General features: G+C 67.6%; 17 protein-coding genes. 12 read left to right on the forward strand and 5 right to left on the reverse strand.

Annotation, left to right across the window (positions count from 1 at the left end; translation table 11 throughout):
- Positions 1-54 precede the first annotated feature (54 nt).
- The gene (gene purM / locus ARADN35_RS0103905; protein ID WP_010459230.1) at positions 55-1,119 is read right to left on the reverse strand and encodes a phosphoribosylformylglycinamidine cyclo-ligase; all 1,065 of its coding nucleotides are present in this window, start codon (positions 1,117-1,119) and stop codon (positions 55-57) included.
- Positions 1,120-1,572: 453 nt separating this feature from the next.
- Between purM and xylF the strand changes: the two genes are divergently transcribed.
- From xylF to folK, 11 genes are all read left to right on the forward strand, one after another.
- Positions 1,573-2,601, forward strand: a complete 1,029-nt coding sequence (xylF, locus tag ARADN35_RS0103910; protein ID WP_010459232.1) for a D-xylose ABC transporter substrate-binding protein — start codon at positions 1,573-1,575, stop codon at positions 2,599-2,601.
- A gap of 191 nt (positions 2,602-2,792) precedes the next feature.
- A complete protein-coding gene (locus ARADN35_RS0103915) occupies positions 2,793-3,926 on the forward strand; it encodes a sugar ABC transporter permease (RefSeq protein ID WP_050812444.1) in 1,134 nt (377 codons plus the stop codon).
- The gene (locus tag ARADN35_RS25840) at positions 3,923-4,717 is read left to right on the forward strand and encodes an ATP-binding cassette domain-containing protein (protein WP_010459236.1); all 795 of its coding nucleotides are present in this window, start codon (positions 3,923-3,925) and stop codon (positions 4,715-4,717) included. Before ARADN35_RS0103915 ends, ARADN35_RS25840 begins: the two co-directional genes overlap by 4 nt.
- Positions 4,714-5,901, forward strand: coding sequence for an ROK family transcriptional regulator (locus ARADN35_RS0103925; RefSeq protein ID WP_010459237.1), 1,188 nt, complete (start codon positions 4,714-4,716; stop codon positions 5,899-5,901). Before ARADN35_RS25840 ends, ARADN35_RS0103925 begins: the two co-directional genes overlap by 4 nt.
- A 15-nt stretch (positions 5,902-5,916) precedes the next feature.
- On the forward strand, positions 5,917-7,365 hold the full coding sequence (gene xylB / locus ARADN35_RS0103930) for a xylulokinase (protein ID WP_010459239.1): 1,449 nt from the start codon (positions 5,917-5,919) through the stop codon (positions 7,363-7,365).
- A 62-nt stretch (positions 7,366-7,427) separates the two neighbouring features.
- Complete coding sequence (gene xylA, locus ARADN35_RS0103935) at positions 7,428-8,744, forward strand: xylose isomerase (RefSeq protein WP_010459241.1); 1,317 nt, start codon at positions 7,428-7,430, stop codon at positions 8,742-8,744.
- A gap of 25 nt (positions 8,745-8,769) precedes the next feature.
- On the forward strand, positions 8,770-9,774 hold the full coding sequence (locus ARADN35_RS0103940; RefSeq protein ID WP_010459243.1) for a Gfo/Idh/MocA family protein: 1,005 nt from the start codon (positions 8,770-8,772) through the stop codon (positions 9,772-9,774).
- 384 nt (positions 9,775-10,158) lie between these two features.
- Entirely contained in the window at positions 10,159-10,857 is a 699-nt protein-coding gene (gene hda, locus ARADN35_RS0103945) for a DnaA regulatory inactivator Hda (protein WP_010459245.1), read from the forward strand.
- A 36-nt stretch (positions 10,858-10,893) separates the two neighbouring features.
- Positions 10,894-11,610 carry a histidinol-phosphatase gene (locus ARADN35_RS0103950; RefSeq protein WP_010459247.1) on the forward strand — a complete coding sequence of 239 codons (717 nt, stop codon included), beginning with the start codon at positions 10,894-10,896 and terminating at the stop codon, positions 11,608-11,610.
- Between the two features lie 222 nt (positions 11,611-11,832).
- Entirely contained in the window at positions 11,833-13,437 is a 1,605-nt protein-coding gene (gene pcnB, locus ARADN35_RS0103955; RefSeq protein WP_010459249.1) for a polynucleotide adenylyltransferase PcnB, read from the forward strand.
- Positions 13,438-13,460: 23 nt separating this feature from the next.
- Positions 13,461-14,015: a 2-amino-4-hydroxy-6-hydroxymethyldihydropteridine diphosphokinase gene (gene folK / locus ARADN35_RS0103960; RefSeq protein ID WP_373404726.1), complete on the forward strand. Its 555-nt coding sequence runs from the start codon at positions 13,461-13,463 to the stop codon at positions 14,013-14,015.
- A gap of 333 nt (positions 14,016-14,348) precedes the next feature.
- Here the strand turns inward: folK and ARADN35_RS0103965 are convergent, their stop codons facing one another.
- A complete protein-coding gene (locus ARADN35_RS0103965; protein WP_010459254.1) occupies positions 14,349-14,984 on the reverse strand; it encodes a cysteine hydrolase family protein in 636 nt (211 codons plus the stop codon).
- 124 nt (positions 14,985-15,108) lie between these two features.
- On the opposite strand from ARADN35_RS0103965, the gene ARADN35_RS0103970 reads away from it, so the two are divergent.
- Positions 15,109-16,110 (forward strand): GlxA family transcriptional regulator, encoded by a 1,002-nt coding sequence (locus ARADN35_RS0103970; protein ID WP_050812443.1) that lies wholly within the window; start codon positions 15,109-15,111, stop codon positions 16,108-16,110.
- 182 nt (positions 16,111-16,292) lie between these two features.
- On the opposite strand, the gene ARADN35_RS0103975 is transcribed toward ARADN35_RS0103970, so the two are convergent.
- From ARADN35_RS0103975 to ARADN35_RS0103985, 3 genes are read right to left on the reverse strand one after another with little or no spacing between them, the layout of a single operon-like run.
- Entirely contained in the window at positions 16,293-17,282 is a 990-nt protein-coding gene (locus tag ARADN35_RS0103975; protein ID WP_029413200.1) for a tripartite tricarboxylate transporter substrate binding protein, read from the reverse strand.
- A gap of 55 nt (positions 17,283-17,337) precedes the next feature.
- Positions 17,338-18,009 carry a response regulator transcription factor gene (locus ARADN35_RS0103980; protein ID WP_010459259.1) on the reverse strand — a complete coding sequence of 224 codons (672 nt, stop codon included), beginning with the start codon at positions 18,007-18,009 and terminating at the stop codon, positions 17,338-17,340.
- Positions 18,006-20,216: a sensor histidine kinase gene (locus tag ARADN35_RS0103985; protein ID WP_029413202.1), complete on the reverse strand. Its 2,211-nt coding sequence runs from the start codon at positions 20,214-20,216 to the stop codon at positions 18,006-18,008. Before ARADN35_RS0103985 ends, ARADN35_RS0103980 begins: the two co-directional genes overlap by 4 nt.
- Positions 20,217-20,225 lie beyond the last annotated feature (9 nt).

Genomic DNA, 20,225 nt, shown 5'->3' on the forward strand with positions numbered 1-20,225 from the left:
GCGGCCGAGTCCGGCGGGAAGCCGCGAAGCGGCTCAGGGGGGTGTTGCTTCACCTCAGGCCACGACCACGGCCGCACCTTCGCCGCGTGCGGCGATGGTGCCGATGGCGTACACCTGCTCGCCCGCGGCGCGCAGCGTGGCGGCCGTGGCTTCTGCGGCGGCAGCATCCACCACCACCACCATGCCGATGCCGTTGTTGAAAGTGCGGTTCATCTCGATGTCGTCGATGCCGGCGGTCTTTTGCAGCCAGGCGAACAGCTCGGTCTGGGGCCAGCTGCCCTTGGTCAGGTGGGCGGCGGTGCCGTCGGGCAGCACGCGGGGGATGTTCTCCAGCAGGCCGCCGCCGGTGATGTGGGCCAGGGCCTTGATGCCACCGGCATCCTGCGTATGCGGGTGGGCAGCCAGCGCGGCCAGCACGTTCTTCACGTACAGGCGGGTGGGCTCCATGATGGCCTGCTTGAAGGGCTTTCCGTCCAGCGTGGCCGGGGCGGTGGCGCCTGCGCGCTCGATGCACTTGCGCACCAGGCTGAAGCCATTGGAGTGCACGCCGTGGCTGGCCAGGCCCAGCACCACGTCGCCGGGCTTCACGTCTTGGCCGGTGAGGATCTTGGCCTTTTCGACCGCACCCACGGCAAAGCCGGCCAGGTCGTATTCGCCTGCGGGGTACATGCCGGGCATCTCGGCGGTTTCGCCGCCGATCAGGGCACAGCCGGACAGCTCGCAGCCCTTGGCAATGCCGCCGATCACGGCCGCCGCAGTGTCCACATCGAGCTTGCCGCAGGCGAAGTAATCAAGAAAGAACAGGGGCTCGGCGCCCTGCACCAGCACGTCGTTCACGCTCATGGCCACCAGGTCGATGCCCACGGTGTCGTGCATGTTCCATTCGAACGCGAGCTTGAGCTTGGTGCCCACGCCATCGGTGCCAGACACCAACACGGGCTCCTTGTAGCGCTTGGGCACCTCGAACAGGGCGCCAAAGCCGCCGATGCCCGCCAGCACGCCTTCGCGCATGGTCTTCTTGGCCAGCGGCTTGATGCGCTCGATCAGCGCGTCGCCCGCGTCGATGTCAACGCCGGCGTCTTTGTAGGAGATGGGGGTGGAGGAGGCAGAGGAGCTCATGGAAGGGGCTTTGGTGCTGGTAGACCCGCCGGGCGGGCTGGAATCCGGGGATTTTAAGGGGCACCGCCCGGGCGGGCCTTCTCAGCCCTGTCTGGGCGGGGGCTTTGGAGCCGCAACCGGGGCGGGGCACCAACTCGCACAGAGCGGCCATCGAATGCGGCGAGGGCTGGTCACAAGGCCGGGCGCGACATCCATGGCTGCACTTTTTATCGCTGCTTAACTAATAAGTTCACTCATCAAACTATGTCGGGTTTGCCCGGATGCGTGCGCCGGTTCGGCCCTTTCATAATTAGTTTGTCGTCCGCACTATGTCGGGTTGAAGTCTTTGCTTGGCGGGGAAAACGTCTCGTCACGGCCTGCAGCCTGCAAGGTTCAGCGAGAGGGATTGCGGCACGACAGTCAACGTCGTTCACACCAACCAAGGCCCGCACGAGGCCACTCATGGAGACAAGAATGAAATTGAAGACAACCTTGACCGCCCTGGCAGCCCTGGTGCTGGGCCTGTCCGGCGCCAGTGCGTTCGCCCAGGTGGTGGGCGTGAGCTGGTCCAACTTCCAGGAAGAGCGCTGGAAGACCGACGAGAAGGCCATCAAGGAGCAGCTGGCCAAGCTGGGCGCCAGCTACATCAGCGCCGACGCGGGCGGCTCGCCCGAGAAGCAGCTGTCCGACGTCGACTCCCTCATCGCCAAGGGCGCCAAGGTGCTGATCGTGCTGGCGATGGACAAGGACGCGATCCTGCCCGCCGTCAACAAGGCCGCGCAGCAGAAGATCCCGGTCGTGGCCTACGACCGCCTGATCGAGGCCCCCGGCGTGTTCTACATCACCTTTGACAACGTCGAGGTCGGCCGCATGCAGGCCCGCGCCGTGTTCGAGGCCAAGCCCAAGGGCAACTACGTGATGATCAAGGGCTCGCCCACCGACCCCAACGCCAACTTCCTGCGCGGCGGGCAGCAGGAGGTGATCGAGGCGGCCATCACCAAGGGCGACATCAAGATCGTCGGCGAGGAATACACCGAAGGCTGGAAGCCCGAGGTCGCGCAAAAGAACATGGAGCAGATCATCACCAAGAGCGGCGGCAAGATTGACGCCGTGGTGGCCTCCAACGACGGCACGGCCGGCGGTGTGGTGGCGGCGCTGACGGCCAAGGGCATCAAGGGCATCCCGGTGTCCGGCCAGGACGGCGACCATGCTGCACTGAACCGCGTGGCCCAGGGCTCGCAGACGGTGTCGGTCTGGAAGGACGCCCGCGACCTGGGCCGCGATGCCGCCGCAGCAGCCGTCGCGCTGGCCAAGGGCCAGAAGGTGGCGGGCGCCCAGACCTGGAACGGCGGGGAGAAAAAGGTGTCGCTGCAGGCGCAGTTCCTGAAACCCGTGCCGATCACTGCCAAGAACCTCGATCTGGTGGTGAAGGCCGGCTGGATCCAGAAGGATGCACTGTGCAAGGGTGTGGATGCTGCCAAGGCGCCTGCCGCCTGCAAGTGAGCCCGGCGCGGCGCTGCGTGCCGCCCGGCTGCTGAACAACATGTTTTGAAGCTCCCGGACCGGGAGCGGGGCATTGCCGTGCGCGGCGGGCAGGCCTGAACCCGGTCCCTTCTCATTTCTGGCGGAGTGCGCTTGTGAGTCCTGTTCCCCATGCCCTCAGGCAACTGGCCATCGACTGGCGGTTGGTGCTGATGGGCGCCGTCCTGATGGTCACCGCCATCGTGTTCAACATCCTCTCGGGCGGCTTGTTCCTGTCGCCCGAGAACCTCTACAACATTGCCCAGCAGACGGCCGTGGTCGGCATCGTGGCCACGGTGGTGGTGCTGGTGATCGTGGCGCGCCACATCGATCTCTCGGTGGGCTCGGTGATGGGTTTTGTCGGCGTGCTGATCGCCACGCTGATGTACACCGCCGGCTGGCACTGGGTGGCGGCGTCGCTGGCCGGGCTGGCGGTGGCGATCGGCGTGTCGCTCTACCAGGGCGCGCTCACGGCGATGCTGGGGGTGCCGTCCTTCGTGGTTACTCTGGGCGGGCTGATGTCGTTTCGCGGCGCGGCCTTCATGGTGGCCGACGGCAAGACCCAGCCGGTCAGCGACAGCTTTTTTCAGCGCCTGGGCGGCGGCTTCGATGGCGCCATCGGCGTGCAGGCCAGCTGGGTGCTGGCCGTGGTGCTGGTGGTGGCGCTGGGCTTGAAGACCTGGTTGCGGCGCCGGGCCAAGGCGTCGTACGGTGTGCCCAACCCCGCGCTGTGGCTCGATGCGCTGGTGGCAGCCGTGCCGGCCGTGATCGCCGTGGGCTTTGTCGCCACGATGAACGCGTACCAGATACCCACCAAGGATGCGCCGCAGGGCGTGCCCATCCCCGTGCTCATCTGGGGCGGCGTGGCGGTGGTGCTGTCGTTCATCGTGCGGCGCACGCGCTTTGGGCGCTACGTGTTCGCCATCGGCGGCAACCCGGAGGCGGCGGCCCTGGTCGGCATTCCGGTGCGCCGCGTCACGCTGATGCTGTTCGCGCTGATGGGCGTGCTCATCACGATTGCGGCCATGGTCTCGATTGCGCGGCTCAACGCCGGCACCAATTCGCTGGGCACGGGCATGGAGCTGTTCGTGATCGCGGCGGCCGTGATCGGCGGCACGGCGCTGGCGGGCGGCAGCGGCTCCATCCTGGGGTCGGTGCTGGGGGCGCTCATCATGCAGAGCATCGACAGCGGGCTCTTGCTGCTCGACATCTCCATCGGCCTGCGCTACGTGATCATTGGGCAGGTGCTGATCGCGGCCGTGGTGTTCGACGTGGTGTACCGCCGCCTGACGGGAGATACCGCATGAACGCGCCCCTCGTGGAGATGCGCGGCATCCGCAAGTCGTTCGGCGGCGTGCGGGCGGTGGACGACGTCAGCCTCAACCTGTACCCGGGCGAGGTGGTGGCCCTGCTGGGGCACAACGGCGCGGGCAAGTCCACGCTGATGAAGATGCTGGCCGGCGCCTACCCCATCGACAGCGGCGAGGTGCTGGTGCAGGGGCAGAGCGCCCACATCCGCACGCCGGCCGACGCGCAGCGGCTGGGCATCGAATCCATCTACCAGACGCTGGCGCTCGCCGACAACCTGGACGCGGTGGCCAACCTGTTTCTGGGCCGCGAGCTGCTCACCCGCTGGAACACGCTGGACGACCACCGCATGGACGCCGAAGCCCGCAAGGTCTTCGAGCGCCTGAACAAGAACTTCCGCAACGTGCGCACGCCGGTGCGGCGCCTGTCGGGCGGGCAGCGCCAGGTGGTGGCCATCTCGCGCGCCATCTACTTCAACGCCCGTATCCTGATCATGGACGAGCCCACCGCCGCGCTGGGCCCCGAGGAGACCGCCATGGTGGGCCGCCTGGTGCGCCAGCTCAAGGCCGACGGCGTGGGCATCTTCCTGATCACCCACGACATGCCCGACGTGTTCGGGCTCAGCGACCGCCTGGCGGTGATGAAGAACGGGCGCATGGTGGGCGCCTACCGCACGACTGATGTCACCGAGGACGAGGTTCTGGGCATGATCATCGCAGGCAAACAACCCGAAGGAAAAGCGCAGGCCCACCGCCTCGGCGAGCCCGCGCCTTCCACCACACCCGCATGAAGACCACCGGCGACCAGCAACTTGTCAAACGCATCAACCGCAGCGTGCTGCTGCGGCTGCTGCGCCAGCGCGGCAGCCTCTCGCGCGCCCAACTGGCCGGCGAGAGCGGCCTGACCAAATCCACCGTGAGCCTGCTGGTGCGGGAGTTGATCGACGAAGGCTGGCTCGCCGAGACCGGGCTGGCCGCCGCGCAGGGCATGGGCCGCCCGTCCACCCCGCTGCGCCTGGACGGCAGCCGCCGCGCCATGGTGGGCGTGGAGATCGGCGTCGAGTCGCTGCGGGTGGTGGGCGTGTCGGTCACCGGCGAGGTGCTGTGCGCGGCCGAGGCCCCCCTGGCCGACCGCGACCCCGCCGCCGTGTGCCGCCAGGTGGCGGCGCTGGTGGTGCGCACGCAGGCCGAACTGGCGGCCAGGCCGGTCACCGTATCGGGCGTGGGCATCGGCGTGCCCGGCGCGTTCGACGAGGCCACCGGCACCATCCGCTTTGCGCCCAACCTGGGCTGGCGCGACGTGGCCTTTTTGCCGCTGATCACGCGTGCGCTGGCCGACGCGGGCAGCCCGCCGGTGGCGGTGCATGTGCAGAACGAGGCGGACACCGCCGCGCTCAGCGAGTACGAGTTTGCGGACGGGGAGGCGACGGACTCGCTGATCTTCGTGACCTGCGGCGTGGGCGTGGGGGCGGGCATCGTGCTCAACGACCGGCTGTTCACCGGGCTGCAGGGCATGGCTGGCGAAATCGGCCACAGCATTTTGCAGATCGACGGGCCGCCGTGCTCCTGCGGGCGCAGGGGGTGCGCCGAAACCTTCTTCGGGGCCCGGGCGCTGGAGCGCCAGAGCGACCCCGCGCGCGGCGGCGTGTTCCTGGGCGTGGTGCTGCAAAACCTCTGGACCACCTTCAACCCCGGTGCCCTGGTGGTGGGCGGGCCATCGTGCGAACGGTACCCCGGCATCGTGCAGCAGGCCCGCGACACGCTGGATGCCTACGCGGCCAGCGCCGGCGTGGCGGCTCCCAGTGTGCGCGCAGCCCGCTACGGCCTGCTGGCCTCGGCCGTGGGCGCGGCCGCGCTGGTGCTGCACCACGAGCTGCGGCCCATGCATGCGCCGGCAGTCGCCGCGACGGGGGCCGATGAGCAGGCCCTGACTCCACCACCGGCAGGCGCCACACCGCCCGCCCTTCTTCACTGAACGCAGCCATCCACCATGTACATAGGCATCGACATAGGCACCTCGGAAGTGAAGGCTTTGTTGCTCGGCCCTGACCAGCAGGTGCTGGGTGTCGCCGGTGCGCCCCTGTCGGTGTCGCGACCCCACCCCGGCCACAGCGAGCAGGACCCGGCCGACTGGTGGGCGGCCACGCAGGAAGCCTTGGCCAGCCTGCGGGCCGTGCACCCCGAAGAATACGCAGCCACCGAGGCCATCGGCCTGTCGGGCCAGATGCACGGCGCAGTGCTGCTCGATGCACACGACCGCGTGCTGCGTCCGGCCATCCTCTGGAACGACACGCGCAGCGCCGAGGAATGCGCGGAGATGATGCGCGAGCTGCCGGCGCTGAGCGATCTGGGCGGTAGCCTGGCCATGCCCGGCTTTACGGCCCCCAAGCTGCGCTGGGTGGCACGCCACGAGCCCGCGGTGTTCCGGCAGATCGCCAAGGTGCTACTGCCCAAGGACCATGTGCGCCTGATGCTGACCGGCGAGCACGTGAGCGACCTGTCGGACGCGAGCGGCACCCTGTGGCTCGATGTGCAGCGCCGCGACTGGTCGGATGAACTGCTGGCGCTGACCGGCCTGACGCGACAGCACATGCCGTGCCTGGTGGAAGGCAGCGCAGTGAGCGGGCGCCTGCGGGCCGACGTGGCGCAGTCGCTGGGCCTGCGGCCCGGCACCGTGGTGGCCGGTGGTGCGGGTGACAACGCCGCCAGCGCCGTGGGCATGGGCGCGGTGCAGCCCGGGCAGGGGTTCCTGTCGCTGGGCACCAGCGGCGTGCTGTTTGTGGTCACGCCGCAGTACCAGCCCAATGCCGCCAGTGCCACGCATGCGTTCTGCCACGCAGTGCCGGGCCGCTGGCACCAGATGAGCGTGATGCTGGCCGCCGCCAGCGCGCTGCAGTGGGTGGCCCACCTGCTGGGCGCTGCGGACGCGGGCGAGGTGGCCGCACGCGCCGCGGCGCTGAGCACCCGGGACCGTGAGGCAGCGCCGGTGTTTCTGCCCTATCTCAGCGGCGAGCGCACGCCCCACAACGATGCGCGGGTGCGCGGCAGCTTCCACGGGCTGGATATGGACACCGACGCCGCACGCCTGGGCTATGCGGTGATGGAGGGCGTGAGCTTTGGTTTGCGGGACGGCCTGGCGGCCTTGCATGCCGCGGGCAGCGAGGTGTCGCGTCTGTCCCTGGTGGGCGGTGGCGCCCGCAGCGCCTTCTGGGCGCAGATGCTGGCCAGCGCGCTGAACGTGGAGATCGTGACCCACGGCGGCTCGGCCGTGGGTGGCGCGCTGGGCGCGGCCCGCCTGGGCGCATTGAGCGTCGGCACCCCCATGGAGTGGGCGTGCCTGCCGCCGCCCATCGACACCGTCTACCTGCCTGATCCTGCCGAGCGCGCCTTGCTGGCGCCGCGCCACGCCCTGTTTCGCAGCCTGTACCGCAGGCCTTGATGTCCCCGAGCCCTTTCCCGAGCTCTGTCCTGAGCCATGTTCCGTCCTTAGCCGAGAAAACCATGAGCACCTACTTCTCCGACATTTCCCCCATCGCCTACGAAGGCCCCGATTCCACCAACCCGCTGGCCTTCAAGTGGTACGACAAAGACCGCCTGGTGCTGGGCAAGCGCATGGAAGACCACCTGCGCTTTGCCGTGTGCTACTGGCACAGCTTCTGCTGGAACGGGTTCGACCCCTTTGGCTACGACGGCACCTTCGAGCGCCCGTGGCAGCAGGTGGCCGACCCCATGGCCGCCGCGCGCCTGAAAGCCGACGCGGCGTTCGACTTCTTCGCCCGGCTGGGCGCGCCGTACTACTGCTTTCACGACCGCGACGTGGTGCCCGAGGGCAGCACGCCCCGCGAGAGCGTGAAGTACCTGCACGAGATGGTCGACGTGCTGCAGGCCAAGCAGGCCCAGACGGGCGTGAAGCTGCTGTGGGGCACGGCCAACCTGTTCAGCCACCGGCGCTTCATGTCGGGCGCATCGACCAACCCGGACCCCGAAATCTTTGCGCTGGCCGCGTTGCAGGTGAAGGAGGCGATGGACGCGACGCTCAAGCTCGGCGGAGAGAACTACGTGCTGTGGGGCGGCCGCGAGGGGTACGAAACCCTGCTCAACACCCGCGTGGGCCACGAGCTGGACCAGATGGGGCGCTTCTTGAACATGGTGGTGGAGTACAAGCACAAGATCGGCTTCACCGGCACCATCCTGATCGAGCCCAAGCCGCGCGAGCCCTCCAAGCACCAGTACGACTTCGACACCGCCACGGTCTACGGGTTTCTGGCCCGCTATGGCCTGGACAAGGAGATCAAGGTCAACATCGAGGCCAACCACGCCACTCTGTCGGGGCACAGCTTCGAGCACGAGATCGCCACGGCCATCGACCTGGGCATCTTCGGCTCCATCGACATGAACCGCGGCGACATGCAGTGCGGCTGGGACACGGACCAGTTCCCCAACAACATCCCCGAGACCGCGCTGGCCCTGTACCTGATCCTGCAGGCCGGCGGCTTTACCACCGGGGGCCTCAACTTCGACGCCAAGGTGCGGCGCCAGTCGCTGGATGCCGAGGACATGTTCCACGGCCACATCGGCGGTATGGACGTTTCAGCCCGGGCGTTGCTGATTGCCGAGAAAATGATCACGGACGGGCGCCTGGCCCGCCATGTCGATGTCCGCTACGCGGGTTGGGGCGAGGCGTTTGGCCAGGATCTGCTGGGCGGACGGCTCGGGCTGGACCAGGTGGCGGCGCGCGCCCTGGAGCGCAACCAGGACACACGGCCAGTTTCCGGGCGGCAGGAGTTGCTCGAGAACCTGCTCAACAGCTATCTCTGATGGATCACCAGGACCGGGGGTACCCATGAAACCTGTGGTGTGGGGCGTGCTGAGCACGGCCAAGATCGGTGTCCAGCATGTGATCCCTGCGATGTTGTCCAGCCCGCTGGTCGAACTGCGCGCGATCGCCTCGCGTACCCTGCCTCCCGCGCAGGAGGCTGCGCGGTCCCTGGGCATTGCCCAGGCCTACGGCAGCTACGAAGAGCTGCTGGCCGACCCGGCCATCGAGGCCGTCTACAACCCGCTGCCCAACCACCTGCATGTGCCGCTCACCCTGCAGGCGGCGGCTGCGGGCAAGCACGTGCTGTGCGAGAAACCGGTGGCGCTCTCCGCCGCCGAGGCCGAGACACTGCGAACCGCATCGGCCCGGGTGCACATTGAAGAGGCTTTCATGGTGCGCCACCATCCCCAGTGGCGGCGAGCCCGGGAGCTTGTGCGTGCCGGGCGCATCGGCGAATTGCGGGCGGTGCAGGTGTTTTTCTCGTACTTCAATGACGATCCAGACAACATCCGCAACCAGCCTGGTATTGGGGGCGGGGCGCTCTACGACATCGGCTGCTATGCGGTGTTGGCCGGGCGCTATCTGTTTGAAAGCGAGCCTCGGCGGGCGGTCTCGCTGGTCGACCGCGACCCGCAGCTGGGGACCGACCGGCTCACCAGCGCGTTGCTGGATTTTGGCGCCGGACGGCAGCTCAATTTCACGGTATCGACGCAAAGCGTCCGGTTTCAAAGGGTGCAGGTGGTGGGTACCCTTGGCCGCATCGAGCTGTTCATTCCATTCAATGCAGCCCGGGGCGAGCAGATGCACTTGGCGCTGGACGAGGGAGGCCTTCTGGATGGCAGCAGTGTCACTGTCGAAACCCTGCCAGCGGCCGACCAGTACCGGCTGCAGGTCGAGGCCTTCTGCCGCCGCGTCCGCGATGGTGCAAGCCCGCAGGCCGGAGGACTGGAGGATGCGGTCGCCCAGGCGCGGGTGATCGATGCCCTTTGGCTGTCCGAGCGCACAGGTCGCTGGGAGGCGATCGCTTGAAGCGGAACATCGCTGGGCTCGCTGCGGGCCTTGCAATGGCCGGGAAAAATGCGGTGAAAGCTCCATCGGCAGGCTGACCCACCTCAGGGACTCCTGTGGCGGGGCAGGGGCATGGGAGGGTGGATTCCCAAGGCGGGGCCGGACGGTTGGCGCAGGGCATTTGCCACAGACTAAAATCGCGCCCATTGTCGCCAAACCTCTTTGCAAGAAGAGGATGCGTTGCGACAACGCGTCCGAAGCACTTTTTTTGCGGCGCCCCGCCGCAGTCACATACGGCCAGGCGCCTTCCAATTCACCTGTGATGCAGCTGCCGATCCCCTTGTTGTCCACCGTTCCTGCTCCTGCTGCCTCGGGCCTGCCCTTGCTGCCAGGGCGCCGCGCATGATGAAGCAGCTGGCGCTGGACATTGGCCTGGCCACAGGGCCTACGCTGGCCCGGTTTCATGCGGGCCCCAATGAGGCGGCCCTACAACACCTGCGCCTGGCAGCGGGTGCGGGCAGCAGCGAGGCCACCCGGTCGCCAGTGCCCACCTACCTGTGGGGAGAGCCGGGCAGTGGCAAGACCCATCTGCTTCAGGCCGTGCGCCAGGCCGTGCGCGAGCAGGGCTCCAGCGTGGGCTGGCTGGACCCTTCGGTGGCCGAGCCCCCGGATTTCGACGAGAACTGGGCTGCCGTGGTCATGGACGACGTGCACCTGTACAGCACCGCCCAGCAGGCCACGGCCTTCAACTGGTTTGTGAACGCCATCAGCCCCGCCAGCGGCAGCCAGCGCTGGGTGCTGGCTGCTGGCAACCTGCCTCCTGCCGATCTGCCTCTGCGCGACGACCTGCGCAGCCGCCTGGGCTGGGGCCATGTGTTCCAGCTGCAGCTGCTGGGCGAGGCCGAGCGCCGCGCCGTGCTGCGCCAGGAGGCCGACGCCCGCGGCGTGTTCCTGGGCGATGAGGTCATGGACTACATGCTCAACCGCTTCTCGCGCGATCTGGGCAGCCTCATGCAATTGCTCGACCAGCTCGACGCTTTTGCGCTGCGCACCCAGCGAGCCATCACGATTCCCTTGCTCAAGACGATGCTGGAATCGGAATGATGCCGGTCCCTGCATTCCTTTTATTTGTGAACCCGAATGACTTCTGAACCCCGCCTGCGGCTTGCGCTGTTCGATCTCGACCACACGCTGCTCCCGCTTGACTCCGACTATGAGTGGGGCGAGTTCACCATCCGCATCGGCTGGAATGACCCTGTGGAGTTCGCGCGCCGCAACGACGAGTTCTATGCCCACTACCAAGCGGGCACACTCAACGTGCATGACTATGTGCGTTTTGCCACCGAGGCCGTGCGCCTGCGCGGCCCCGAGGCGGCGGCTGCGGCGCACCTGCAATTCATGCGGGATGTGATCGGCCCGGCCATCCAGCCCCAGGCGCTCAACCTCGTTCGCCAGCATCAGGACGCTGGCGACGAAGTGCTGATCGTCACCGCCACCAATGAGTTTGTGACCACGCCCATCGCCCGGGCGCTGGGCGTGGAACAACTGCTGGCCGTACAGCTGGCGCGCGACGCCAGTGGCTGGTACACCGGCGAAATCGATGGCATCCCCACCATGCGCGAAGGCAAGGTGCGGCGCATGGAACAATGGCTGGCCGAGCGGCAACTGGGCTGGGGCGATGTCGAAAGCACGTTCTACAGTGATTCCATGAACGACGTGCCCCTGCTGGAGAAGGTGAACCACCCGGTCGCCACCAACCCCGACCCCCGCCTGCGCGCGCTGGCCCAGGAGCGCGGCTGGCGCATACTGGACCTGTTTGCGGCCGATGCCGAAACGCCTGCACCACCTGCTGCCTGAGAGGCTGAGAGTCTTTTATCCATGCCCGCCTTGCACGCCAAAACGCCCCGGCTCGTCGTTGCAAATGCTCGCCATAGCCCGAGCTATGGCTGTGCTTTGCGCCTAGATCCGAGGCGGTTTCGTGCGCCTTTCGGGCTCGGCTCAAAAACTCTCAGCCTCTGAGCGCTTTTCAGCCCCCTCCAGCCGCCGTTTCGTGCCAGATCTCCTGAATACTCTCACTCCATGATCAAGAAGTTCTTAGACAAACTGATGGGCAAATCGACGCCCGGCACCTCGGGCGGAAAGCCCCATTTCGGCAAGCGCGAAGAGGTGCCTGCCTCGGTCCACGGCATCAACCCCGAGCTGGTGGACCGCCGCGCCGCCGAGGTGGTGGCCACGCTCAAGCAGGCAGGTTTTGAGGCCTACATCGTGGGCGGTGCCGTGCGAGACCTGCTGCTGGGCCTGCGCCCCAAGGACTTTGACGTGGCCACCAACGCCACGCCCGAGCAGGTCAAGGGCCTGTTCCGCCGCGCCTTCATCATCGGCAAGCGTTTTCGCATCGTGCACGTCGTGCATGGCCGGGGGCGCGAACACGAGGTGATCGAGGTCTCCACCTTCCGTGCCTACCTCGACAACGCCGCCGCCGGCCAGGTGGCAGGCAACGAAAAGACCAGCAAGGCGCAGCTGTCGGGCATGCAGCATGCCGTGGACGCCAGTGGCCGCGTGCTGCGCGACAACGTCTGGGGCCCGCAGGACGAAGACGCCACGCGCCGCGATTTCACCGTGAACGCCATGTACTACGACCCGGTGAGCCAGATCGTGGTGGATTACCACAAGGGCTTGCAGGACGCGAAGAAAAAGACGTTGCGCATGATTGGCGACCCCGCCACACGCTACCGCGAAGACCCGGTGCGCATCATCCGCGCCGTGCGGTTTGCGGCCAAGCTCAGTGCCCTGGGCTTCAGCATCGAAGCCAAGACCGCTGCCCCGCTGGTGCAATCGCAGACGCTGCTGGCCGAGGTGCCCCAAAGCCGCATGTTCGACGAAATGCTCAAGCTGCTGCAGACGGGCCACGCGATTGCCACCGTCGAGCAGCTGCGCAAGCTGGGCATGGCCAAGGGCATCTACCCGCTGCTGGACGTGGCCGTGGAGCGCGCCGACAGCGCCTTTGTCAAAGCCGCTCTGGTGGATACCGACCGCCGCGTGAACGAGGGCAAGCCTGTAGCCCCGAGCTTCTTGCTGGCCTGCGTGTTGTGGGAAGACGTGCGCAATGGCTGGACGGAGCGCCTGAACCAGCGCCAACACCCGCTGCCTGCGCTGCAGGAGGCCATCGACGAGGTGTTCGACAAGCGGATTGGTGACGTGTCCGGCCGGGGCAAGCTGGCGGCCGACATGCGCGAGATCTGGGTCATGCAGCCCCGCTTTGAAAAGCGCGTGGGCAGTACGCCGTTTGGCATGGTCATGCAGCCGCGCTTTCGTGCCGGGTTCGACTTCATGCGCTTGCGCGCCGATGTGGGCGAGGTCGAAGAGGCGCTGGCCGAATGGTGGCAGGACTTCCAGGCGGCCGACGACGAGCGCCGCGAAGACCTGATGGACCAGGCCCGCGAAGAGCAGAAGGCTCGCCAGAAGGCGCAACCCGTGGTCAAGCGCGTGCCCCGCGCCGCGCCTGCCGCCGACCCGCGCGGTCTGCCAAGTGCCGAAGGTGCTGCGCCAGATGCCGGACCAGCCGACGGCGACGCCGCGTTTCCATACGAAGGCAGCGCCCCCAAGAAGCGCCGCCGCCGCCGTCGCAAGCCGGGCGGGGCCGGTGGTGGCGAAGGCGCCGCACCCGCCGCTGCGGGCGAGTGACGCAGCAAGCCTTGGCAGTGTCCGTGGCTGAGTGGCCCAACTCCGGGGTGGATCGCGTCAATGACCGCACCGAGGGGGACCGCCCCGCAGTATCCGTATTCATCGGCCTGGGCGCCAACCTGGGTGACCGCAAGGCCGCCCTGCGCGCCGCCCTGGCTGCCATCGTCCAGTTGCCCGGCACGCAGTTGCTGCGTGTGTCGCCGCTCTACGGCAGCGCACCGGTCGATGCCGGAGGCCCGGACTACCTGAACGCCGTCGCCGAGCTGGCTACCACGCAGGCGCCCCAGGCGCTGCTGAAGGCCCTGCAAACCATCGAACAAGCCGCCGGTCGTGAGCGCCCCTACCGCAACGCTCCGCGCACGCTCGACCTGGACATCCTGTGGTTCGGCGGCCAGGTCATCGACACCCCCGAACTCGCTGTGCCCCACCCCCGCATGGCCGAGCGCGCGTTCGTGTTGCGCCCGCTGGCCGACCTGGCACCGGAGCGCGTGGATGCCGCGTGGCTGCAGGCCGTGGCGACGCAAGACATCCACGTGCTGGAAGGGCCGCACTGGGCGGCAGACCTGACGCCGGTGTAGGTTGCTCCTAAAATAGGAGCTAATGGCGCTTTCTCAATAAGCGCTAGAGGCCAAAAACACCTGAATTTTCGGTTGCCTGCCGTTGGACGAATGGCATTTCTCACCCATCCACTGCACCCGTTCATCGCAGTCGCCGGCAACTGGCGCAGCCCACCCCCGTGCCGCCGTGGAACCGGCTCCGCCAGGCCACCGGAGGCTCTCTCCCTCTGGGCTGAGGGCTGCGGCCCCAAGCCTGCCTGCGCAGGCTTGGGTGTGCCCTAAGAGACGCAGCCTCCGCGGCGGCGGTGGCACCGAGGCGCCGCAGGCGACTCAGGGGGCTGCTCTTTCTGGGGGTTACCCCTTTCTAGCGCGTTGGTTCGACGCAAACACGTTGTCCTTGGGCAAAGCCTGGCCGGCCTGCACGGCCGCCACCCAGTCGCGGGTCGAAGCGGCGGCGGCAAAGTTGCTGTGGAACACCACGCTGAAGACGCGGTGGATTTCTTCGGCGCTGGCGCTACCTGCCGCGTTGGCATAGGGCAGAGCGCCGCTTGCGTCGCTCAAAAACTCCACCCCCAGGCCCCGGTGCGAGGCTTCGTAGATGGTGCTGGCGTCGCAGTTGTGCGTCATGTAGCCCACCACGGTCAGGGTGTCGATGCCGCGCTCTGTCAGCCATTCGGCCAGGCCGGTGTTCGTGAAGACACTCGCGAAGTTTTTCTCGATATGGTGGTCGGCGGGGCGGCGTGCCACCTCGGGGTGCAGCTGCCAGCGCTCGGTGGCCTTGTCGAACACCGGCGCACCCGACGGCGCGGTGTGCTGCACCACCACCACGGGCACGCCCGCGGCCTGGGCGGCATCCATTGCACGGGTGATATTGGGCAGGGTTTCGGCCACGGGTGGGTATTCGATGGGCAGGTTGCCGCCCGCGAAATACTCGTTTTGCACGTCGATGACGATCAGGGCGCGGCGGGGGGTGGTGTTGGAAGAGGTCATGGTCACGGTCCTTGGAAGATGAAGAAAAAAGTGGGTTGTGTGGAAGGGATAGGGTGAATTGTTCGCGCTTCGGCCAGTTGTCGAAAGTGGCTTGATTGACACTCATCGATAGAATCAGGCCATCATGCCCGCCCCTGCCCAACCTGACACCCACCATGTTTCTCCCCTTGTCCCGGACACCGTCGCGGTGGTGGCTTTTGACGGCATCAGCCCTTTTCACCTCTCGGTGCCCTGCCTGGTCTTTGGCGAGGACCGCACGGCAGAGGGGGTGCACCGCTACCGGCTGGTGGTGTGTGGTGTGGAACCTGGCCCGCTGCGCACCTCCGCTGGCTTTGGCATCGATGTGGGCCATGGCCTCAAGGTGCTGCAGCGTGCGCAGACCATCGTGGTGCCCTCGTGGCGCGATGACCTGGCACCTGTGCCCCCTGCGTTGCGGGCCGCGCTGCGGGCCGCGCACCGTCGCGGGGCGCGCATCGTGGGCTTGTGCCTGGGGGCCTTCGTGCTGGCCGACGCGGGGCTGCTGGATGGCCGGGCCGCCACCACGCACTGGGCGCTGGCAGCGGAATTCGCGCGGCGCTATCCGCAGGTGCAGCTCAGGCCCGAGGTTCTGTACGTGGAGGACGGCCTGGTGCTCACTTCGGCCGGCACCGCGGCGGGCATCGACTGCTGCCTGCACCTTCTGCGCCAGCAGCATGGGGCTGAGGCCGCCAACCGCGCTGCGCGCCGCATGGTGGTCGCGCCCCACCGGCAGGGCGGGCAGGCGCAGTACATCCAGCAGCCGGTGGCGCCGTCGGTGCGCGGCGACCGGCTGGCACCGCTGCTGCAGTGGCTGGGCGAGCACCTGCACGAGACGCACACCCTGGAGGCCCTGGCCGAGCGCGCGGTGATGAGCCCGCGCACCTTCACCCGGCGCTTTCGGCAGTCCACCGGAACCACCGTGGGCCAGTGGCTGCAGAACCAGCGCATCGCCCTCGCGCAGCGCCTGCTGGAGGGCGGGGACCAGTCCATCGAAGCCGTGGCCGTCGAAGCGGGGTTTGGTTCGGCGGTGTCGTTGCGGCAGCACTTCTCGGCCAGCGTGGGCATTGCACCTTCGGCCTACCGGCGGCAGTTTCACCGCATTGCATAGATTTGCTATCTGTTTAATAGCTGTTTGCGCTTGATGGATAAGCGCTGGAGGCTATTTTTATTCAAAACCAGCCTCACCCGTCATTCCCGGCGCGGCGCCCATCAGTGCACCCGTGGATCCGGCTTTGCCGGTCCAGCGGGTGCGTCCCCCTTTTGGGGGAAGCGGCGCAGCCGCTCAGGGGGTCAGTCGACCTTTGCCCCGGAGGCCTTCACCACCTGCTGGTACTTGGCGCGCTCGGTGGCCATGAAGCTGTCGAACTGCTGGGGGGTGGTGGGCACGGGCTCGGCCAGCAGGGCGCCGAAGCGGGTCTTGGTCTCGGGCGCATTGAGGGCTGCCACAAATGCCTTGTTCAGCTTGTCGATGATGGGCTTGGGCGTGGCCGCAGGCGCCACCAGGCCCCACCAGGTGTCGATGGAAAAGCCCTTGAACGTGGCAGACAGCGGTGGCACGCCCGGCAGCGAGGCCGAGGCGTCGAGCGAGGTTACCGCCAAGGCCTTGAGCTTGCCCGCCCGGATGTTGGGCGCGGCGGCCGCCAGGTTGTCGATGTTGAAGTCCACCTCGCCCGCCAGCAGGGCCAGTTGCGCAGGATTGGCGCCCCGGTAGGGGATGTGCAGCGCAAAGATGCCTGCGCGCTGCTTGAACATCTCGCCCGCCAGGTGGCCGGCGCTGCCGTTGCCGCCGCTGCCGTAGTTGAGCTTGGCGGGGTTGGCCTTGGCGTAGGCGATCAGGTCGGCCACGGTGTGGATCTTGAGCTGCTCGGCCTTGGCCGCGTTGATGACCAGCACATTGGGCACGCGCACCATCTGCGTGATGGCCGCGAAATCCTTGGCCGCGTCGTAAGGCATCTTGGAATACAGCCAGGGGTTCACTGCGTGGGTGGCCGTGGCGGCGATGCCGATGGTCAGGCCGTCTGGCGCGGCCTTGGCAATGGCGTCGGCGCCGATGTTGCCGCCTGCGCCGCCCTTGTTGTCGATGATCACTGTGCCCAGCGACTCCCGCACGCGCTCGGCCAGCGCACGGGCGGTCACGTCAATGGGCCCGCCGGGGGCATAGGGCACGATCAGGCGGATGGGCTGGCCGGAGTCCTGCGCAAGCGCGACCGAGGCCGCGAAGGGGGATGAAAAAGCCGCTGCAACAGCGGCACTGGCGATGAGGTGGTTTCTGCGGTTCATGGTGCCATTGTGCAAAAAATAATAAGACTGCTTACGAAAACCGGTGGAAGGCCGGTCATGTCGTGCGCGAAGCGCCGTCTGCCAGCCCCAAATCTTCCACCAGCATCCCCAATTCATGCGACGAGCGGATGTCCAGCTTGAGAAAGATGGCGGAGCGGTGCGTGTCCACCGTGCGCGGGTCGATGGGGCGTTCCGGGTCCAGCTGGGCCAGAGCGCGGGCCACCTCCTTGCTGCTGATGCCGGTGGCCAGCAGGCGCGCCACCTCCTGCTGGCGGGGGCTCAGCGTGTTCCAGCGCTCCCGCAAGGTGTTGCGCCGCCGGGCGTGCTGTGCGGTTTCCTGTGACAGGCGTGCAGCCTTGAGCACGGCGGCCAGCAGGGTTTGTTCGTCGCAGGGCTTTTCGAGCCAGTCCACCGCACCTTGCTTGACGGCGGCGACGGCCGAGGCCAGCTCGCCATGGGCAGACAGGAACACGGTCTTGAGCACGGCATCGCGTTCGCGCAGGGCATCGAACACCTGCAGGCCGCTCATGCCATCCATGCGCAGGTCCAGCAGCACGCAGCCAGGGTGTGCCAGGTCGGCGCTGGCCAGGAACTCGGGACCGCTGGCAAACGTGCGCGGCATATGACCGCCAGCGAGCAACAGGGCGGCCAGGGAGTTGCGCACGCCCTCGTCATCGTCCACGACGTAAACATTGGGGGGGGCGGGGATCAGGGGGCTGTCGGTCATGGCGGGGAGGAGAGGCGGGGCAACCGGATTTCAAACACCGCGCCGCCACCGTCCCGGTTGTTGGCCCGCAATTCGCCGCCCATGCTTTCCACAATGGAGCGGCAGATGTTGAGGCCCAGCCCCAAGCCGTCGGAGCGGGTGGTAAAGAAGGGCTCGAACAGCCGCTCGGCGATCTCGGGCGCCAGGCCGGGGCCCCGGTCCAGCACTTCGAGGCTGGCAAACCTTGCATCGGCCGTGGTGCGCAACAGCAGTTCGTGCTCGGTGGGGGGCGTGGCGTGCGTCTGCATGGCCTGCAAGGCATTGAGGCCCAGGTTCAGCACCACCTGTTCGAGCAGCACACGGTCGGCATTCACGTGCAGCGGGCCCTGGGCAAGGTCCAGGCGCACCGCCACCCCGTGCCGCCGGGCTTCGGCGCGCAGCAGCAGGTCCAGCGACTGGTCCACGGCGGCATTGAGGTCGCAGGGCTCGCGGGCCTCGGGGTGTTGGCGCACCCAGCGGCGGATGCGCCCGACGATGTCGGCTGCGCGCAGGGCCTGGGCGGACAGCGCGGTGAGGCTGTCGTGCAACAGTTCGGTTTTGCCCTGTGCGGCCAGCGAGCGCGCTGCGGCCGCATAGTTGACCAGGGCTGCCAGCGGCTGGTTCAGCTCGTGCGCCAGGGTGGACGCCATCTCGCCCACGGTGATCACGCGCTGCACGCGCTGCAGTTGGGCCTCGCGCTGCTGCTGCTGTTCTTCGGCGCGCTTTTGGGCGGTGATGTCCACCACCGAGCTCATCCAGCCAATGTGCTGGCCGTTGCCGTCGATGAGCCGTGTGGTGTAGAACATGGTGTGCACGTCGGAGCCGTTTCTGTGCCGCAACCTGTTCTCGCGGCCCTGGGGCGAGGCCTTGCCGGCCAGCACAGTGTCGCTGTCGTTCCAGTGGCGATCGAGGTCGTCGGGGTGCCAGTAGGGGTAGGGCGGCAGGGAGCCGATGAGTTCGGAGGCAGCGTAGCCCACCATGTCACACATCGCGGCATTCACGTAGACGATGCGGCCCTCGAGGTCGCGGGCGCGCATGCCGACCAGCAACGAGTCTTCCATCGACTGCCTGAACGCCTGCGCCTGCTGCAGCGCGTAGGTGCGTTCGTGCACACGCTGTTCCAGCTCGATGCGGGCCTGGCGGTTCTCGGCCAGTCGCCGTTCGCGCAGCTGCCAGTACAGCGCGCCCAGCACCAGCAGGCCAGAGGCGAGACTGGCGAGCGCCCAGGCCTGCTGCCGGGCCAGGGCAATGGCCTTGCTGTCGGCCGTCAGGGTCAGGGTCCAGCCCAGGTCGGGCAGGCGCTCTTCAAAGGCCAGATAGCGCTTGCCGGTGCCGGGCACGACAATCTCGGTGCCAGGCTGGCTGTCGCGCTGGAGTGTTTTCCAGGGCACGGGTTGTGGTGCCCAGCGCGCGCCATACTGCTCGTCGAACTGCACCTGTTGCACGTCCTGCTCGGGCAGTGAGCGCGTGGTCTTGTACAGCCAGGGGAATACGGAGCCGAGGAAGACGATGCCACGCTCATCGGTCACAAAGACCGGGTCGCGCAGTTGCGCCCAGGTGTCCACGATGGGCTGCATCCACACCTTCACGGCCACGACGCCGATCACTCGGCCGTTTTCCACCACGGGTGCCGACGCAAAAAGACCCGGCTCGCCGGTGGTCTTGCCAACGCCGTAGAACCGCCCAGGCTGCCCTTGCAGCGCATCGCGGAAATACGGACGGTTGCCGTAGTTCTGGTTCACGAAACTGGTGGGCGTGTCCCAGTTGCTGGAGGCGACCGTGAGCCCGTCGGTGTTGATCACGTAGAGCGTGTCCGAGCCTGCATTGGCGTTTATGGCCTGCAGGTAGGCGTTGGCAGCGTTGCGCAGTGATTGCGCGCCGGGGTGGTGCAGCAGCTCGGCAATCAACGGCTGCTGTGCTGCTGTGAAGGGCAGATAGCTGTATCGGGTGGCCACGCCGCGCAGGGCCAGGGCCTGCACTTCCCCCGAGCGCCGCAGGTTGTCCCACTGGTTGTCGAGTTCATTGCGGGTCGCCCATTCACCGGCCCCCAGCACCAGCAGCACCGCCAGCCCCACGACGGCCGCCATGGGGCCCGTGCCGCGCAGTGCATTGCGCCAACGCGATCGCAGCCCCTGGGGAGGCGAGGGGGCAGGAGGAGGGGCCGCTGGCTCAGCCGGGGTGGTCGGCATGCGCGCCCC

Source organism: Acidovorax radicis N35 (genome assembly GCF_000204195.1).
Lineage (GTDB): Bacteria > Pseudomonadota > Gammaproteobacteria > Burkholderiales > Burkholderiaceae_C > Acidovorax > Acidovorax radicis.

Excerpts from the sequence above, each read along its gene's own strand:
- purM (WP_010459230.1), bottom strand. The coding sequence starts at position 1,119 with ATGAGCTCCTCTGCCTCCTCCACCCCCATCTCCTACAAAGACGCCGGC.
- xylF (WP_010459232.1), top strand. The coding sequence starts at position 1,573 with ATGAAATTGAAGACAACCTTGACCGCCCTGGCAGCCCTGGTGCTGGGC.
- ARADN35_RS0103915 (WP_050812444.1), top strand. The coding sequence starts at position 2,793 with ATGGGCGCCGTCCTGATGGTCACCGCCATCGTGTTCAACATCCTCTCG.
- ARADN35_RS25840 (WP_010459236.1), top strand. The coding sequence starts at position 3,923 with ATGAACGCGCCCCTCGTGGAGATGCGCGGCATCCGCAAGTCGTTCGGC.
- ARADN35_RS0103925 (WP_010459237.1), top strand. The coding sequence starts at position 4,714 with ATGAAGACCACCGGCGACCAGCAACTTGTCAAACGCATCAACCGCAGC.
- xylB (WP_010459239.1), top strand. The coding sequence starts at position 5,917 with ATGTACATAGGCATCGACATAGGCACCTCGGAAGTGAAGGCTTTGTTG.
- xylA (WP_010459241.1), top strand. The coding sequence starts at position 7,428 with ATGAGCACCTACTTCTCCGACATTTCCCCCATCGCCTACGAAGGCCCC.
- ARADN35_RS0103940 (WP_010459243.1), top strand. The coding sequence starts at position 8,770 with ATGAAACCTGTGGTGTGGGGCGTGCTGAGCACGGCCAAGATCGGTGTC.
- hda (WP_010459245.1), top strand. The coding sequence starts at position 10,159 with ATGAAGCAGCTGGCGCTGGACATTGGCCTGGCCACAGGGCCTACGCTG.
- ARADN35_RS0103950 (WP_010459247.1), top strand. The coding sequence starts at position 10,894 with ATGACTTCTGAACCCCGCCTGCGGCTTGCGCTGTTCGATCTCGACCAC.
- pcnB (WP_010459249.1), top strand. The coding sequence starts at position 11,833 with ATGATCAAGAAGTTCTTAGACAAACTGATGGGCAAATCGACGCCCGGC.
- ARADN35_RS0103965 (WP_010459254.1), bottom strand. The coding sequence starts at position 14,984 with ATGACCTCTTCCAACACCACCCCCCGCCGCGCCCTGATCGTCATCGAC.
- ARADN35_RS0103970 (WP_050812443.1), top strand. The coding sequence starts at position 15,109 with ATGCCCGCCCCTGCCCAACCTGACACCCACCATGTTTCTCCCCTTGTC.
- ARADN35_RS0103975 (WP_029413200.1), bottom strand. The coding sequence starts at position 17,282 with ATGAACCGCAGAAACCACCTCATCGCCAGTGCCGCTGTTGCAGCGGCT.
- ARADN35_RS0103980 (WP_010459259.1), bottom strand. The coding sequence starts at position 18,009 with ATGACCGACAGCCCCCTGATCCCCGCCCCCCCCAATGTTTACGTCGTG.
- ARADN35_RS0103985 (WP_029413202.1), bottom strand. The coding sequence starts at position 20,216 with ATGCCGACCACCCCGGCTGAGCCAGCGGCCCCTCCTCCTGCCCCCTCG.